13 protein-coding genes are annotated in these 14972 nt (G+C 42.7%); 10 read left to right on the top strand and 3 right to left on the bottom strand.

The features are described from left to right. Window positions 1-246 precede the first annotated feature (246 nt). From nadA to ruvB, 3 genes are read left to right on the top strand one after another with little or no spacing between them, the layout of a single operon-like run. Window positions 247-1248: a quinolinate synthase NadA gene (nadA, locus tag P1P86_09985; GenBank protein ID MDF1575504.1), complete on the top strand. Its 1002-nt coding sequence runs from the start codon at window positions 247-249 to the stop codon at window positions 1246-1248. A gap of 35 nt (window positions 1249-1283) precedes the next feature. Then, window positions 1284-2834, top strand: a complete 1551-nt coding sequence (locus P1P86_09980; protein MDF1575503.1) for a hypothetical protein — start codon at window positions 1284-1286, stop codon at window positions 2832-2834. A 7-nt stretch (window positions 2835-2841) separates the two neighbouring features. Then, window positions 2842-3861, top strand: a complete 1020-nt coding sequence (gene ruvB, locus P1P86_09975) for a Holliday junction branch migration DNA helicase RuvB (protein MDF1575502.1) — start codon at window positions 2842-2844, stop codon at window positions 3859-3861. A gap of 224 nt (window positions 3862-4085) precedes the next feature. Here ruvB and P1P86_09970 read toward each other — a convergent pair whose 3' ends face one another. Beyond that, window positions 4086-4691: a Crp/Fnr family transcriptional regulator gene (locus tag P1P86_09970; GenBank protein MDF1575501.1), complete on the bottom strand. Its 606-nt coding sequence runs from the start codon at window positions 4689-4691 to the stop codon at window positions 4086-4088. Window positions 4692-4841: 150 nt separating this feature from the next. Here P1P86_09970 and P1P86_09965 point away from each other — a divergent pair, with 150 nt between their 5' ends. Then, the gene (locus P1P86_09965; protein ID MDF1575500.1) at window positions 4842-5258 is read left to right on the top strand and encodes an OsmC family protein; all 417 of its coding nucleotides are present in this window, start codon (window positions 4842-4844) and stop codon (window positions 5256-5258) included. Window positions 5259-5277: 19 nt separating this feature from the next. Here P1P86_09965 and pheS read toward each other — a convergent pair whose 3' ends face one another. Both pheS and P1P86_09955 read right to left on the bottom strand, forming a co-directional pair. Continuing rightward, on the bottom strand, window positions 5278-6297 hold the full coding sequence (gene pheS, locus P1P86_09960) for a phenylalanine--tRNA ligase subunit alpha (protein MDF1575499.1): 1020 nt from the start codon (window positions 6295-6297) through the stop codon (window positions 5278-5280). A gap of 40 nt (window positions 6298-6337) precedes the next feature. Beyond that, entirely contained in the window at window positions 6338-7018 is a 681-nt protein-coding gene (locus P1P86_09955) for a peptidylprolyl isomerase (GenBank protein ID MDF1575498.1), read from the bottom strand. Between the two features lie 46 nt (window positions 7019-7064). On the opposite strand from P1P86_09955, the gene P1P86_09950 reads away from it, so the two are divergent. The 6 genes from P1P86_09950 to P1P86_09925 are packed head-to-tail and all read left to right on the top strand — an operon-like array spanning window position 7065 to window position 14943. Further along, on the top strand, window positions 7065-9362 hold the full coding sequence (locus tag P1P86_09950; GenBank protein MDF1575497.1) for a patatin-like phospholipase family protein: 2298 nt from the start codon (window positions 7065-7067) through the stop codon (window positions 9360-9362). Between the two features lie 46 nt (window positions 9363-9408). After that, on the top strand, window positions 9409-10887 hold the full coding sequence (locus tag P1P86_09945; protein ID MDF1575496.1) for an oligosaccharide flippase family protein: 1479 nt from the start codon (window positions 9409-9411) through the stop codon (window positions 10885-10887). Next, entirely contained in the window at window positions 10887-11321 is a 435-nt protein-coding gene (gene dut / locus P1P86_09940) for a dUTP diphosphatase (GenBank protein ID MDF1575495.1), read from the top strand. Before P1P86_09945 ends, dut begins: the two co-directional genes overlap by 1 nt. 7 nt (window positions 11322-11328) lie before the next feature. Beyond that, window positions 11329-13029, top strand: coding sequence for a tetratricopeptide repeat protein (locus P1P86_09935; GenBank protein ID MDF1575494.1), 1701 nt, complete (start codon window positions 11329-11331; stop codon window positions 13027-13029). Further along, window positions 13022-13759, top strand: coding sequence for a DUF4292 domain-containing protein (locus P1P86_09930; protein ID MDF1575493.1), 738 nt, complete (start codon window positions 13022-13024; stop codon window positions 13757-13759). Before P1P86_09935 ends, P1P86_09930 begins: the two co-directional genes overlap by 8 nt. Continuing rightward, complete coding sequence (locus tag P1P86_09925; GenBank protein ID MDF1575492.1) at window positions 13756-14943, top strand: peptidoglycan DD-metalloendopeptidase family protein; 1188 nt, start codon at window positions 13756-13758, stop codon at window positions 14941-14943. Before P1P86_09930 ends, P1P86_09925 begins: the two co-directional genes overlap by 4 nt. Window positions 14944-14972: the final 29 nt, after the last annotated feature.

The following is a 14972-nucleotide window of genomic DNA, read 5'->3' as shown; positions in this document are numbered from 1 at the left end:
TTTCAACAGTCAGGCGCTTCTTTTTACAGATGTTTTTATTAAAGCGAACCCTTGTTAACAGTTGTTAAATTTTTTTGTAACATCCCGGCTTTCAAAACTTAACAAATATCCCGATTGTTAATAGAATGTGTTTAATCATTCAATAATGGATTATACAAAGATACCTTCTGTTTTTTTAAAACAGAATCAACCGCCTATAATCATCATTAAAATAGATTTATACTTTAATATGATAATATATATTATATGAGTATTGTGAATAAATCTGATTTGGAGAAACTGGGTTTTATAAACCTGGAAGTGGACAGGTCCATCGATATGGTGGAAGAGATAAACCGGATGAGAAAAGAGAAGAATGCGGTAATACTTGCACACTTTTATCAGGAAGGAGAAATACAGGATATTGCCGACTTTGTGGGCGACAGCCTGGCTTTGTCTCAGCAGGCAGCTGCAACGGAAGCAGACATTATTCTCTTTGCAGGAGTGCATTTTATGGCTGAAACCGCGAAAATACTGGCACCAGATAAGAAGGTGTTGATTCCGGATATACAGGCAGGGTGTTCACTGGCCGATTCTTGTCCCCCGGAAGATTTTGCGGCCTTTAAAAGAAAATATCCTGATCACACCGTGATCTCCTACGTAAATACAAGCGCTGAGATTAAAGCTTTAACGGATATAATCTGCACTTCCACCAATGCCCTTCAGATTGTGGAGAGCCTTCCGTCAGAGGAAAAAATCATATTTGCGCCTGACCGAAATCTAGGCAATTATATTAAAAGCGTAAGCGGAAGAGAGATGCTTATCTGGGACGGAGCCTGTCATGTGCATGAGGAGTTCAGCCTGGAAAGAATACTGGAGCTGAAAAAGCAATACCCTGAAGCTCAAATTATTGCACACCCTGAATGTGAAAAGCAGATATTAATTGTGGCAGATCATATCGGATCGACTACGTCTTTGCTGAACTATAGCATAAAAAACAGCGGAAAAACCTTTATTGTGGCCACAGAATCGGGTATTCTGCACCAGATGAAAAAAGCCAGTCCCGAAAAACTTTTTATTCCGGCTCCTCCCAAAGATTCGACCTGTGCCTGTAACGATTGTAAATTCATGAAACTAATATCCTTGAAAAAGATATATAATACTTTGAAGTATGAGCTTCCTGAAATAACTTTGGAACAGGATTTGATGGACAAAGCAAGGGGATCGATCGTCAGAATGCTGGAAATATCAAAGCGTCTGAAATTATAAGTAGTTACATGTTAAAATGCATCTATCCATATGTCTTGGCCCTCCTTATTCTGGGATTCTGGCATATACAGTTATCCGGCCAGGGAGAAGAGGTGGAAAATGGGTTTGTACAGTTTTTTTATCCAAACAACCAGGTATCCAGTGAGGGAACCATGCGGGATGGAAAACCTGATGGTTACTGGCGTACGTATTATGTGCCAGGGATCATTAAATCAGAAGGAAGAAGAACGAATTTTTTACTGGATAGTATCTGGAACTTTTATAACCAGGCAGGAGAACTTACCGAACAGATATCTTATACGGTCGGGGAAAAAAACGGGTATTCAAATAAATACAGTTACAATAATCCTCTGAATCCAGGTCAGCCTACACTGATTTCCAGGGAGTTGTATGTAATGGGAAATAAAGAGGGAGCCTCCTATTACTATTACCCTACAGGTGAGCTGAAATTGATTGTATTTTATGAAAACGGAAAGAGGCAGGGATTATCCAGAGAATTTTCAAAGGACAGCAACCTGGTCACCGTGGTGCAGTATAAGGATAATTATGTGGTGGACAGGGAACGGCTGAACAGGACGGATGAGGATGGAAATAAACAGGGGACCTTCAGGGAGTATTATGAAAACGGTAAGATAAAGAAGGAGGAGCACTATCTGGATAATCAACTTCATGGATACTACAGGGAATTTGACGGGAGGGGGGAATTGCTTATGGCCCTGCGTTATGAACGGGGTAAGATTGTAGAGGAAATTGATGAGGACCTGAAAGAGTTGCTGGATATGAAAAGCACCTATGATGAGAAAGGAAGGCTTATTTTTACCGGAGCTTATAAGGAAGGTGTTCCGGTGGGGATACACAGGTTTTATGATACAGCTGGAGTGGTTGAAAATGCTTATCTGTATAATGAGCTGGGACAGAAAGTTTCGGAAGGTATTATCGATGAACAGGGAAGACGGAAAGGCAGCTGGACCGATTTTTATCCTGGAGGGGAAGTCAGGGCTAAAGGGGCTTATGTAGATAATCAGCGCTCGGGAAACTGGACTTACTATTTCAAAAAAGGGGGAATTGAACAGAAAGGAAAGTTCGAAAGAGACAGATACCAGGGTATCTGGATTTGGTACTATCCAAATGGAAATAAATGGAGAGAAGAAAGTTATTTCAACGGAAGAGAGGATGGGATGTTTGTAGAATATGATCCCGATGGAAATATTCTTACCAGGGGAGATTATATTGGAGGTGAACGAGAGGGCGAATGGATCTACCAGGTAGGGGACCATGAGGAGCAGGGCCGATATGTGATCGGACTGAGGGAAGGTACCTGGAAATACTATTATCCAAACGGGAAAGTGAAATACGAGGGTACTTATTCACAAGGGAATCCAGATAAAAGACATAAATATTATTACCCGGATGGCACCCTGAAGGAAGAACAATACTATGAAATGGGTATCAGGGAAAAAAACTGGAAAAAATACGACACGGAAGGAAATCTGGTAATGACCATCACCTATAAGAGTAACGAAGAGCTGAGGATAAATGGCGTCAAATTAAATCTTCCTGAAAGTGATGTCAAATTAATTCGTTAATTGGGGTATGGCAGACGATTTTGAATTCAGGGATAAAAATATATCCGAAATTGATCCGGAGGTAGAAGCCCGGTTAAGACCTACGGTTTTCTCAGATTTTGACGGACAGAAGAAAATCGTCGAGAATCTGAAAATATTTGTGAAGGCGGCCAGATTACGGGATGAAGCGCTGGATCATGTGCTCCTGCACGGACCTCCGGGCCTGGGAAAAACAACCCTGGCTCATATTATTGCCAACGAAATGGAGGTGGGTATTAAAATTACTTCCGGGCCCGTACTCGATAAACCCGGCGATCTGGCTGGCTTACTGACGGGTCTGGAGGAAGGAGATGTTCTTTTTATTGATGAGATCCACCGGCTTTCTCCTATAGTGGAGGAGTACCTCTATTCGGCCATGGAGGATTACTGCATAGATATCATGATTGATAAAGGGCCTGCCGCACGTTCCGTGCAGTTAAATCTCCAGCCATTTACCTTAATTGGAGCCACCACCAGATCCGGATTGTTAACGGGTCCGCTGAGGGCCAGGTTTGGAATAAAGTCTCTGCTTGAATATTATGATGCGGAAATACTTACAGGTATTGTGAAAAGGTCTTCCGGGATAATTAAAGTGGAGATTCGTGATGATGCCGCTAAGGAAATTGCCTCCAGGAGCAGAGGGACGCCCCGAATTGCCAATGCCCTGTTGCGACGAATCAGAGATTTTGCCCAGGTGAAAGGAAGCGGGATCATAGATATGGAGATCACCAGGTTCGGACTGGATGCATTGAATATTGATCGCTCCGGGCTGGACGAAATGGATAATAAAATTCTTTTAACAATTATCGATAAATTTCAGGGTGGACCGGTTGGATTAAATACCATAGCTACAGCTGTTGGAGAAGAAGCTGGCACCATCGAGGAAGTCTATGAACCTTTTCTGATCAAGGAGGGATATATAAAAAGAACATCCCGGGGCAGAGAAGTTACCAAAAATGCATATGTACACCTTGGGAAATATACAGATAAGCAGAACTTTTTATTTTGATATTTTATATATATTTGTGAGGAACTGAAACGGAAGCAATTATGTTACAAAATTTACTAAAGAATGCAGGACTGTTGGTTATACTGATCGGTGTAATCTTTTTAGGTATTGTGGTCTTCATGGGAGTTCAAACAAATGGATATCTTTTACTTAGCCTGGTTCTGATCATCGGTGGCCTGTTTGCCCATATTGTCATAAACAAAATAGTGGACTGATTTTCCCGGCTAAATATTTGCAATATACTTCAATCCTGGCTTGTCCAGGATTTTTATTTTCCTGCCGTTTATTTCAATGTAACCCCCGGATTTAAATTCCGATAATAGCCTGATAATAGATTCTGTGGCCGTTCCGACGATATTGGAAAGTTCCTCACGGGTCAATGATATTTTAAGTACCCCCTGTGAGTCTTCTCCAAATTCACCTTCCAGGTGGATCAGGATTTCCGCCAGCCTCTCCTTCACCGTTTTTTGTGCGATGTCGGTAATATAGGAGTTGGCTTCACCCAGTTCCTTACAGGTTAATTTCATTAACTCTACTGCAAAATTTCCATTATTCTTAACCAGCTTAAGTAATATCTCCGTAGGGATATGACAAAGGACAGCATCTTCGATTACCTCCGTAGTCGTGCACGCCGGTTCATCACTTACCACTGAACGGTAGCCAATAATGTCACCCGGTTTGGCAAAGCGGATGATTTGTTCTTTTCCGTCAAATCCGGTTTTAAATACTTTTATAATTCCGGACCGGACACAGCAAAATCCTTTCATGCGGTTTCCTTCCCGGTAGACGATCGAAGCTCTTTTGTAACTTTCTGTTATCTTGTTAAGCATTATCTCCTGAAGCTCTGGCTCCAGCAGGTGCCGAAAAAGAGAATTTGTACGGAGAGCGCAGGAATCACAGCTTAAATCAAAAAGATTGTCATCCATCATGGAATTGTGTAATTTTCAAAATTAAATAAATATCAATTGCAAAACAGAACAATGAAAGAAACAATCACAACTACATGGCTCAGCGACCTGGCATTTGAATCGGAAGTAGACGGGCATAAGGTTTATATGGATTCATCCATGGAACATGGTGGAAAGAATACCGGTCCGAGGCCGAAACCTTTAATGATGGTGGCCCTGGCTGGCTGTACGGCCATGGATGTTGCAGCCATACTTAGAAAAATGAAGGTGGAGTTTGATGAATTTTCCGTGGATGTGGAGGGTAATATCTCAGAAGATCATCCCAGGAGATTTTTAGGGATGAAGGTGATATACCGGTTTAAAGGAAAGGAGATCAGCCGGGAAAGCGTGGAAAAAGCAGTAACTCTCTCAACAACTAAATACTGTGGTGTTTCGGCCAATTACAGCAAGGCCTTTCCCATTACTTATGAAATTATCCTGGAAGAATAGACCGGATGAAGAAAAAAAATTAATAGGCCGCTTTAAATTGCTCCAGAAAGCGAATATCATTTTCAAAATAGAGCCTTAGGTCTTTTACCTGGTATTTTAGCATAGCAACCCGCTCGATGCCCATGCCAAAGGCAAAGCCTGTGTATTTAAAAGAGTCAATATTGTTGTATTCCAGCACATTCGGATCGACCATTCCACAACCGAGGATCTCCAGCCAGCCGGTGTATTTACATACATTACATCCACTGCCCCCACAAATCTGGCAGCTTATATCCATCTCTGCGGATGGTTCCGTGAAAGGAAAGTAGGAAGGGCGCAGGCGAATCTCCACACTTTTACCGAACATTTCCCGGGCGAAATGGAGCAGCGTCTGTTTCAGGTCGGCAAAAGAAACGTTCTCATCAATATAAAGACCTTCCACCTGGTGAAAAATACAATGTGCCCGGGCTGAGATGGCTTCATTTCTGAAAACCCGGCCCGGAGAGATGGTTCGTATGGGAAGAGACTCTTTTTCCATCACCCGGACCTGCACGGAGGAGGTGTGGGTCCGGAGCAGGATATCCGGATCTTTTTCGATAAAAAAAGTGTCCTGCATGTCACGTGCCGGATGTTCCGGAGGAAAATTCAGAGAAGAGAAAACATGCCAGTCATCTTCAATTTCCGGACCTTCTGAAATGGTATAGCCCAGCCTTCCAAAGATGGAAATGATTTCATTTCTTACGATGGAGATGGGATGCCTTGCACCAGAAAGGATCGGGGGTCCGGGCAGGGTTAGGTCCCGGCGGTCCTCCTTATCAGTATCTTCAGGAATACCCTCCAGCAGAGAGTCTATTCTGTCACTAATAAACTGCTTCAGTTGATTGATCTTCTGACCCACCTCTTTCTTCTCACCGGCCGGAAGCTCTTTAAAACTTCTGAACAATTCCGAAAGAACACCCTTTTTACTGAGGTATTTGATCCGGAATTGTTCCACCTCTTCCCTGGTATCGGCCCTGAACTCTCCGGCCTCTTCAAGGAGTCGCTCAATTTTTTGAAGCATTGCTGATTGAATTAGAGAAGCAAAAGTATAATAATCCTGATTATTTTACCAGTGAAATCGAATAGACGACATCTTCCAGAGGACGGTTGTAGGCATCTGTTGCTTGATTGGCGATGGAATCAAGAACATCAAGCCCTTCTACGACTTCTCCAAAAACAGTATAGGCACCGTCCAGGTGAGGAGTACCTCCCAGACTGGTGTATATTTCCGAGCTCTCTTCTGTGAAGGTTGTCAGGCCCCTTTGGCTAAGAATACGGAGTTCCTCAGGCAGGAAGACCCTTCCCTGAACCAGGTAAAACTGGGAGCCCGATGAAGCCTGTTCCGGGTTTTCAGCGTCTCCTTTTCTGGCAGCTGCCAGGGCTCCTTTTTTATGGATAAGAGCCGGATGGAATTCAGCGGGTATTGTATATCCAGGTCCGCCCGAACCCAGTCGCTGTCCCTTTTTTGCACCTGCGGAATGAGGATCTCCTCCCTGGATCATAAAATCTTTTATAACCCGGTGGAAAAGCTGGTCCTTATAAAAGCCCTCTTTGATCAACTTAATCATATTGTCGCGGTGTGCGGGAGTTTCGTTATATAGCTTAATAAGCATAGTGCCCGACGAGGTCTCTATTTTTATTTTTTGTTCATCCTGGATTTCCTGTGCCGTGACGGGAAATGCTTGAAAAAAGAAAAGCATTAGCGCGGAAACAATCAGGACCAACAGACCATTCTTCATCATATTTGATGTATTTTTAAAATAGATTAATCCTGTAAAGATAAAAGGAATGTTGAAAAAGTATTTCATACTCGGCCTGATTGCTTTGTTGCCGTTTATGGCGACAGGTCAGTCGGTTGGTCTTGTACTTAGCGGGGGAGGATCCAAGGGATTGGCACATATCGGAGTAATTAAAGCTTTGGAAGAGAACAGGATCCCTATAGATTTTATAGGAGGAACCTCCATGGGAGCCATTGTGGGCGCCTCTTATGCCATGGGAATGACGACCGGGGAGATCATGGAGATCATCCGGTCGGATGATTTTGGGTATTGGATGAGTGGTGTATTGGAAGAGGAGCATAAATACTATTTTAAAGCAGAAGATCCCGCTCCTGACATTCTCAATATTGGAATCGATTTGAAGGATACGGTTCCAAAAACAAGATTACCCCTGAGCGTGATCCCCAATCACCTGATGGATTTTGCATTTATGGAAATTTTTTCCAGGGCCAGCGCAGCAGCCGGGTATGATTTTGACAGTCTGTTTATTCCGTTTTTATGTAATGCTGTGGATATCAGCAACAACCGCGAAATTGTTTTCAGAAAGGGAGATCTTTCTCAGGCAGTCCGGGCTTCCATGACCGTTCCTCTTTACTTTCGTCCCATTGTGATCGACGGAAATATACTATATGATGGAGGTATCTATAACAATTTTCCGGTTCAACACGTAGAGGAACATTTTCATCCGGATATCATCATTGGAAGCAAGGCCGCCGAGGGCAATACCCCGCCCGATGAATTTGATATTCTGGCTCAGATAGAGAATATCGTCATGAAGCCCTCGAACTATAAAATTGATTCGGAAAAAGGGATCTTGCTCGATATGGATTTTAAGAAGGAATCTCTGCTTTCATTCGATAAACTGGATGAATTTGTAGAGTTGGGTTACAATACGGCCATGGCGAAAATGGATAGTATTAAATTATTGATTAGCCGGAAAGCGGAGGATACCCTTTCCCTGAACCTTAAAAGGGCGGCTTTTGTAAACAGTTTTCCGGAACTTCGTTTTAATGAATTTGAAATAGAGGGATTAAATGAGCACCAGAAGTATTATGTGGAACAGAGCATCAGAAAAGCGGATTCAATTCTCGATATAAGCGAAGTGAAGCAGGAATACCTGAAGCTGTCCAATGATAAAAGTCTCTTTTATATTTATCCACATGCCGTGTATAAGCCGGAAGACAGCCTGTTTACCATGAACCTCCGGGTAATTCCCCAGGCCCCGCTGGAAGCCAGGTTTGGTCTTTTCTTTTCTACAACCGGACTGGCTCAAACCTATCTGGGTTTCAGTTACAGACAGATATCAGAGCTAAGTACACACCTGAAGGGAAGCATTCAATTCGGACGCTTTTACGATGGTGTAAACCTGGGTTTCAGATTTGATTATCCGGCAAGGAGGCCCCTTTTTTTCCAGGGGAACTTCAGCTACAATGGGTATGAATACAACAGCTATAACACCAATTTCTTTTTTGAGGACCTGAAGCCCTCCTATCTCACAGAGGATGAAATCAATTTCAGATTTGACGTGGGCTTTCCTTACCAGATCAACGGTATTATTAAAAGCGGAGTCGGGATCGGAAGGAACCGCGAGATTTATTACATGAACAAAGACTTCTCTTCCACGGATACCTCGGAGGTGTCCAATGTGAACAAGGTTTCAGTTTACATGGCCAGTGATAGAAACACGCTGAATAACAAACAATTTGCTACTGAAGGGACACAGAGAATTCTGGCACTCAGGGCCGGGTACGGAGCCGAGTCCTATTATCCCGGCTCTACGGCAGAGGAAGAAATCAGTAAAAGAAAAAGTTTCTATTGGTTTTCGGCCAGTATCAAAAACCATGGATTTGTCCCCCTCACCTCCTCTTTTACACTCGGATACTATTTTCAGGCTGAAGCCACTTTTAAGCCTCTTTTGAGCAACTACTTTTCAACGATTATTGATGCTCCTGTGTTTCAGCCGAACATGGTTACCAAAGGACTGTTTATGGAACACTACAGAGCGCATCAGTTTCTGGCAGCGGGACTGATACCCGTATACAATTTCACAAAGCAGCTTCATGCCAAAGTGGAGGCTTATGCGTATTTTCCCGTGCAGGAGATAATACTGGGGGAGGTGAACAATGAAGCTTATTTCGGGAATTACTTCAAGAGCATGAAAACCATGTTTCACGGATCCCTTAATTTTGTTTCGGTAGCAGGCCCCGTGTCTTTACACCTGGGTTATATTACAGATGAAGAGAATCCGTGGATTTTTCAGCTCAGTTTTGGTTATTTGCTATTCAATAAAAAATCGTCCGACGTGTAACCGGCAGGCTGGATAATGCTACTTTTGCAGAAAGCTTGCCTGTATTTTGAAAAATCCCATAAAACAATTATTCGGGCAGACAGCCGTCTACGGACTTGGAATTGTGCTGCCGCGCTTGCTCAACTACTTGTTGCTTACACCTTTTTATACAAGGATATTTGAAAAGGCTACCTACGGAATTATCACAGAACTTTATGCTTATGTAGTATTTCTTCTGGTGATTCTTACCTACGGGATGGAGACGGGGTATTTCCGCTATGCCAGCAATTCAAAGCAGAAGGATAAAGTATACAGTACAGTAATCAGTTCCCTCTTTGTCAGCTCCCTGCTTTTTATCCTGAGTGTCCTCTTCTGGTCGGGCCCCATAAGTTCTGCCATTGGTTATGCGGCGCATCCTGAATACATCAAATGGCTGGCAGTTATTGTAGGTGTTGATGCTTTTACTACCATTCCTTTTGCCAGAATCCGCTTAAGGAACCAGCCCATTAAATATGCATTGATCCGTATTGCAGAAGTTTCTGTGAATATCGGACTGAATCTGTTTTTTCTGCACTATTGCCCCCGGCATACCGAATCGGAGTTTGTAACTATGATCTATAATAAAAACGTAGGGGTAGGGTATGTTTTGCTCTCTAACCTGATTGCCTCCGCCTTAAAACTTATATTGCTGGTCCCGGAAATGCTGGCGGCCTTTCGGGCCGTATTTGACCGGAAACTCTTCAAAGAGATTCTCAGATATTCTTACCCCCTGCTTATAGCCGGATTGGCGGGGACCATTAATGAAGCCCTGGACCGGATTCTGTTAAAACACTTGATTCCTCTGGAACAGAATCCCATGGAACAGCTGGGTATTTACGGGGCAAACTACAAACTGGCAGTGCTAATGACTCTTTTTGTGCAGATGTTTAAATATGCTGCCGAACCTTTTTTCTTTTCAAAATCCGGAGAGAAGGATGCAAAAAAGCTATATGCAGATGTGATGATGTTTTTTGTAGTGGCGGGATTATTTATTTTCCTTCTGGTTAATCTCTACCTCGATTATTTTATTCTTTTTATTGGTGCCGATTTCCGGGAGGGAGTCGAGATTGTTCCGGTGGTGCTCCTGGCTAATCTGGTGATGGGTATCTTTTTTAACTTGTCTATATGGTATAAACTGACCAATAAAACACATTTCGGAGCCGTTCTTGTCATACTGGGGGCTATAATTACGGTGACTGTTAATATGCTGTTTATTCCCAGATATGGTTATGTGGCCTCTGCCTGGGCACATCTGTTCTGCTACAGCACCATGGTAATCATTTCATATTTATGGTCGAGAAAACATTATGCAATACCTTACCGGACAGGACGACTCATGGGATATATCTTTCTGGCCCTGTTTATATATTTGTTCAGTGAACTATTTTTACAGAAAACGGGGGGTCCTGCGAATTTATGGGCCTTATTGCTCTTAGTGGTTTTTAGTATTGTAGTAGTATGGGGAGAGAGATCGACATTTAATCAATATAAAAAAGGTCAAGATTAATGGAAGTGAAGATTGTAAACAGCTCCGGTAATCCTCTTCCGGATTACAGTACATCCAGTTCGGCGGGGATGGACCTTCGTGCAAATCTGAGGGAAGCAGTGATTTTAAAATCCCTGGAGCGAAGGCTAATTCCCACGGGATTGTACATCGAATTGCCGGAAGGATACGAGGCTCAAATAAGACCGAGGAGCGGATTAGCCCTTAAAAATGGAATTTCTGTGCTAAATACTCCGGGGACTATTGATGCTGATTACAGGGGTGAAATCGGGATCATTCTGGTAAATTTGTCGGCGGAAGATTTTGTTGTCGAAAATGGAGAGCGTATATGCCAGATGGTTATTAATAAGGTAGAAACAATACAATGGAAACAGGTCGGAACACTGGATGATTCAGCGCGTGGAGCTGGGGGATTTGGTCATACTGGCACTAAATAGTAAAAGGATGAAGAGAGAGGTGCTTGTTGGCATATGGATGGGTGTATGGTTTTCCCTGGCTTTTGTTTCCCAGGGACAGGAGAGCAACAGAGATTATCAGTATGTCCTTATAGAGGCGGTAAAGCAAAAAAATCTGGGAAATTTGGCGGAAGCTGTTAAGCTCTACAATCTGGTTATTGAGGATAGACCCGATTGTGCAGTAGCCTATTATGAGTCGGGATCGATCTATCTGGTTACGAATCAATTGGAACTTGCCCGTAAGAACCTGGCCAGGGCCTTTGAGATTGATCCGGGGAACGAATGGTATACATTGGCCTTCCTGAATGTCCTTGGAGCATTGAAAGAGTATGAGGCAGCTCGCGATATTTTAAAGAAGAAAATCAAATACAGCCTGGAAAAAACCGAATGGGAGTACAAGCTTGCTGTCACCTGGTTTAGTATGGGTAGAGAGGGAAAGGCCAGAAGAATCCTGGAAAAAATAGAAAGGGAAAAGGGATTTAGCGAAAAAATTACCCTCTTAAAAGCTTCTATTTATGAAAGTGAGGAGAAATATGAGCTGGCCAGGGAGGAGATTGAAAAAGTGTTGGCAATATTTCCCGAAGCTATTCAATTTCGTGTGGTGGCTGCCGAGCTTTGTTTAAAGAGCGGGGATGAAAATGCTGCCGCTCAGTATTACATGGAAATTCTGGAAGTGGACAGTCTTAATATTTTTGCTTTGACAAACCTGACAGACTATTACCGCCAGAAGGAAGACTTTAAAAGCAGTTACAAATATCTGGCTAAATCCTTCCAGAGTGATCAGATTGAACTTAACAGAAAAACGGCTATTCTATCTTATTATTTATCTGATGAAGAACATATTCACTTATATTCAAAGGAGTTAGGCCGGGTCATTGATGTTTTTACGGAGACCCATCCCGATGAAAGTGATATTCGCCTGCTTGCAGCCGACTTCTATATCCAGAACCAGGAATATGCAAAGGCCTATTCCCATTTGAAACATTACCTGGAGCTTCAAAAGGGAAACTATAATATCTACATGCAGACGATATTGCTTGCCAATGCTGCTTCTATGGATGAGGAACTGATATATATGACCGGAAAAGCCCTGAAAATGTATCCGGATAGCAGCGATATCCGGTTTTTCAGAGGCCTGGCCTTATATCAGACAGCTGAATATCAGTTACTTATCAATAATTTTCAGAATGTATCTCCGGACCATTATTCCTCTCCTGAATACGCTTCGCAGGCGAAAATGCTTATGGCTGAAGCTTACTACAGGACGGACGATTTTGTAAAATCGGATTCTTTATTTGAGATTCTGATCCGGCAGGATCCCGGGAATTATATGGTCATGAATAATTACAGTTATTATCTGGCAGAGCGGGGTGAAAAACTCGAAAAAGCCAGGGAATGGAGTGCTGAAGTTGTAAGAAATAACCCGGATAATGCCACTTTTTTAGATACATATGCCTGGGTATTGTATAAGCTGGAATTGTATGAAGAAGCGGAGCAGTACATATTATCTGCACTGGATAAAGGTGGAGAAAATGATCCGGAAATTAACGAACATGCCGGGGATATACAGCTTAAACTGAAGAGTTATCAGATCGCCAGGTCTTACTATATGAAAGCCCTTATACTTGGCGGCGACCGGGAAAAGATAGAAGTTAAAATTCAACGGATAAAAAACCCGGAGTATGAGTAAAGCCGTAACCCTGATTTTCATATTTACACTTTTATTCCTTTATCAATGTGGTGTTGTGAAAGAAGCCCCCAGGCCAGCGAAGCCGGAATTAGAAGGATTGGAGGCCCTGGTTCTGAACTGCATTGAAGAGGAAAGTATTACGAGTATTTTGATCACTAAGGCTGAAGCGATCCTGACTTTCGATGAGCAGCGCTATGAAGTTAATGTCACCCTCTATGCAAAGAGAGATTCGATTATTTATCTTTCTGCTGTAAATAGTGGATTCGAAATTTTAAGGGCTTCGGTAAAGCCAGATTCCATTATGGTGATTAACCGTATGGATAAGATTGTATACAGGGCTCCGCTGCAAAGGAGATTGGGGTATCAGTATCCGGTAGACTTTACTGATTTGCAGAACCTGATCTGTTCATATTGTTTGTGCGATCACCTGGAAATGGCCAGGGATGATCATCTTAACAGCATTGTTTTTGAGTTTGATCAAGAACGGATAAAGAAGAGGATAATCCTGAACAGGGTTGGTTTGGATTTGCGTATTTTTGAATTCTATCATCAGCAAACTAACCGGTATTTGATGGGAGAACGAAGGGAAGATTCCTTTAAAATATATTCGAATTTTATGATTACGGAATTCGAAATTGTGGCAAGAGGCGGAAGCCTTACCTTTAACCGGGACATAGCCGTAAAAATGGAGGTGAATCCCAGGAAATATTCATTTACAGAGCTGAGATGAAGATAATCATTGCCTTTATTGGGATATTCTTTTTAATGGCGGGAATTGTCTACGGGCAATCTAAAGAGGAGCTGCAGATTCAGAAGCAAAGAGCCTATGACGATCTGAAGCTGACTAAAGAACTGATGGAAAAGACCTCGGCCCGGCGATCTAACTCCGTGAAACAGCTCAGCCTTCTTCAAAACGGCATTAACGCCAGGGCCAGATTGATATCTGCACTGGAATCGGAACTAGGAATGTTAAGCAAGAAAATCCAGGAGACCGAGGGGATAATTGCTCAGTTAAGTATAGATAACAAAAAAAACAGGGAAGAGTATGCACGTTTGATCTATTATGCGTACAGGAATCATACGGATTATGAAAAACTGATGTATATTCTGGCTGGCGCCACCATCTCTCAGTCATATCAGCGTTATAAATATTTAAAGTATATCAGTGATTACCGGAAACAAAAAGCTGAAGAAATTGAGGCTTTCATGGAGGAATTAGATATTAAGAATAGACAACTAAATGAGCTGATGAAAGAAAAAATTCAAGCTCTGGAAGAGAAGGAGGAGGAGCAGGGTAAGTTGGTGGTTCAACGTGGACAGGAAGCGGATTTGGTAAACGATCTTAAGACAAAAGAGGCGCAATTAAGAAAAGAAGTACAAGAGAAGGAGAGGATCGCCAGAGAGCTTGAGAGCCGGATTCGTGAGATTATTGAGGAAGAAGCCCGAAAGAGTAGTGGGGCGAACGCTTATGCAACGCTTACGCCTGAACAGGAACTGGTTGGAGATGATTTCAGGAATAATAAGGGCAAGCTTCCCTGGCCAGTAGAGCAGGGTATCATTACTGTTGGCTTCGGAAATCACGAATTGCCGGGTTTAAGAGGTTCAAGTGTAAAGAATAACGGAGTCGATATTACCAGCACCCCGGGGACCATGGTACGGGCTGTATTCGAAGGGGAGGTTACGAAGGTTTTTGCAATTCTGGGTGCAAATTACACGGTACTGATCCGGCATGGTGTGTTTCTGTCGGTCTATCAGAATCTGGTAAACGTACGGGTAAAAACAGGGGATAAAGTATTGACAAAGGAAGCTTTGGGGGAGGCATTTACAGATGAGGACGAAAATGTGGCCTTTGTTCATTTCGAGGTCTGGCAGGAAAGGACAATTCTAAATCCTGCGGAATGGATAAGTAAATAACAATTTTTGGAACCTTTGGGGAATGGGCA

The organism is Bacteroidales bacterium, from assembly GCA_029210725.1.
GTDB lineage: Bacteria > Bacteroidota > Bacteroidia > Bacteroidales.
Note: the sequence above shows the minus strand (reverse complement) of the source record. Positions and strands in the feature narration are given on the sequence as shown.

Excerpts from the sequence above, each read along its gene's own strand:
- P1P86_09955 (MDF1575498.1), bottom strand. The coding sequence starts at position 7,018 with ATGATGAAGAATGGTCTGTTGGTCCTGATTGTTTCCGCGCTAATGCTT.
- dut (MDF1575495.1), top strand. The coding sequence starts at position 10,887 with ATGGAAGTGAAGATTGTAAACAGCTCCGGTAATCCTCTTCCGGATTAC.
- P1P86_09930 (MDF1575493.1), top strand. The coding sequence starts at position 13,022 with ATGAGTAAAGCCGTAACCCTGATTTTCATATTTACACTTTTATTCCTT.
- P1P86_09925 (MDF1575492.1), top strand. The coding sequence starts at position 13,756 with ATGAAGATAATCATTGCCTTTATTGGGATATTCTTTTTAATGGCGGGA.
- ruvB (MDF1575502.1), top strand. The coding sequence starts at position 2,842 with ATGGCAGACGATTTTGAATTCAGGGATAAAAATATATCCGAAATTGAT.
- P1P86_09950 (MDF1575497.1), top strand. The coding sequence starts at position 7,065 with ATGTTGAAAAAGTATTTCATACTCGGCCTGATTGCTTTGTTGCCGTTT.
- P1P86_09935 (MDF1575494.1), top strand. The coding sequence starts at position 11,329 with ATGAAGAGAGAGGTGCTTGTTGGCATATGGATGGGTGTATGGTTTTCC.
- P1P86_09965 (MDF1575500.1), top strand. The coding sequence starts at position 4,842 with ATGAAAGAAACAATCACAACTACATGGCTCAGCGACCTGGCATTTGAA.
- nadA (MDF1575504.1), top strand. The coding sequence starts at position 247 with ATGAGTATTGTGAATAAATCTGATTTGGAGAAACTGGGTTTTATAAAC.
- pheS (MDF1575499.1), bottom strand. The coding sequence starts at position 6,297 with ATGCTTCAAAAAATTGAGCGACTCCTTGAAGAGGCCGGAGAGTTCAGG.
- P1P86_09970 (MDF1575501.1), bottom strand. The coding sequence starts at position 4,691 with ATGCTTAACAAGATAACAGAAAGTTACAAAAGAGCTTCGATCGTCTAC.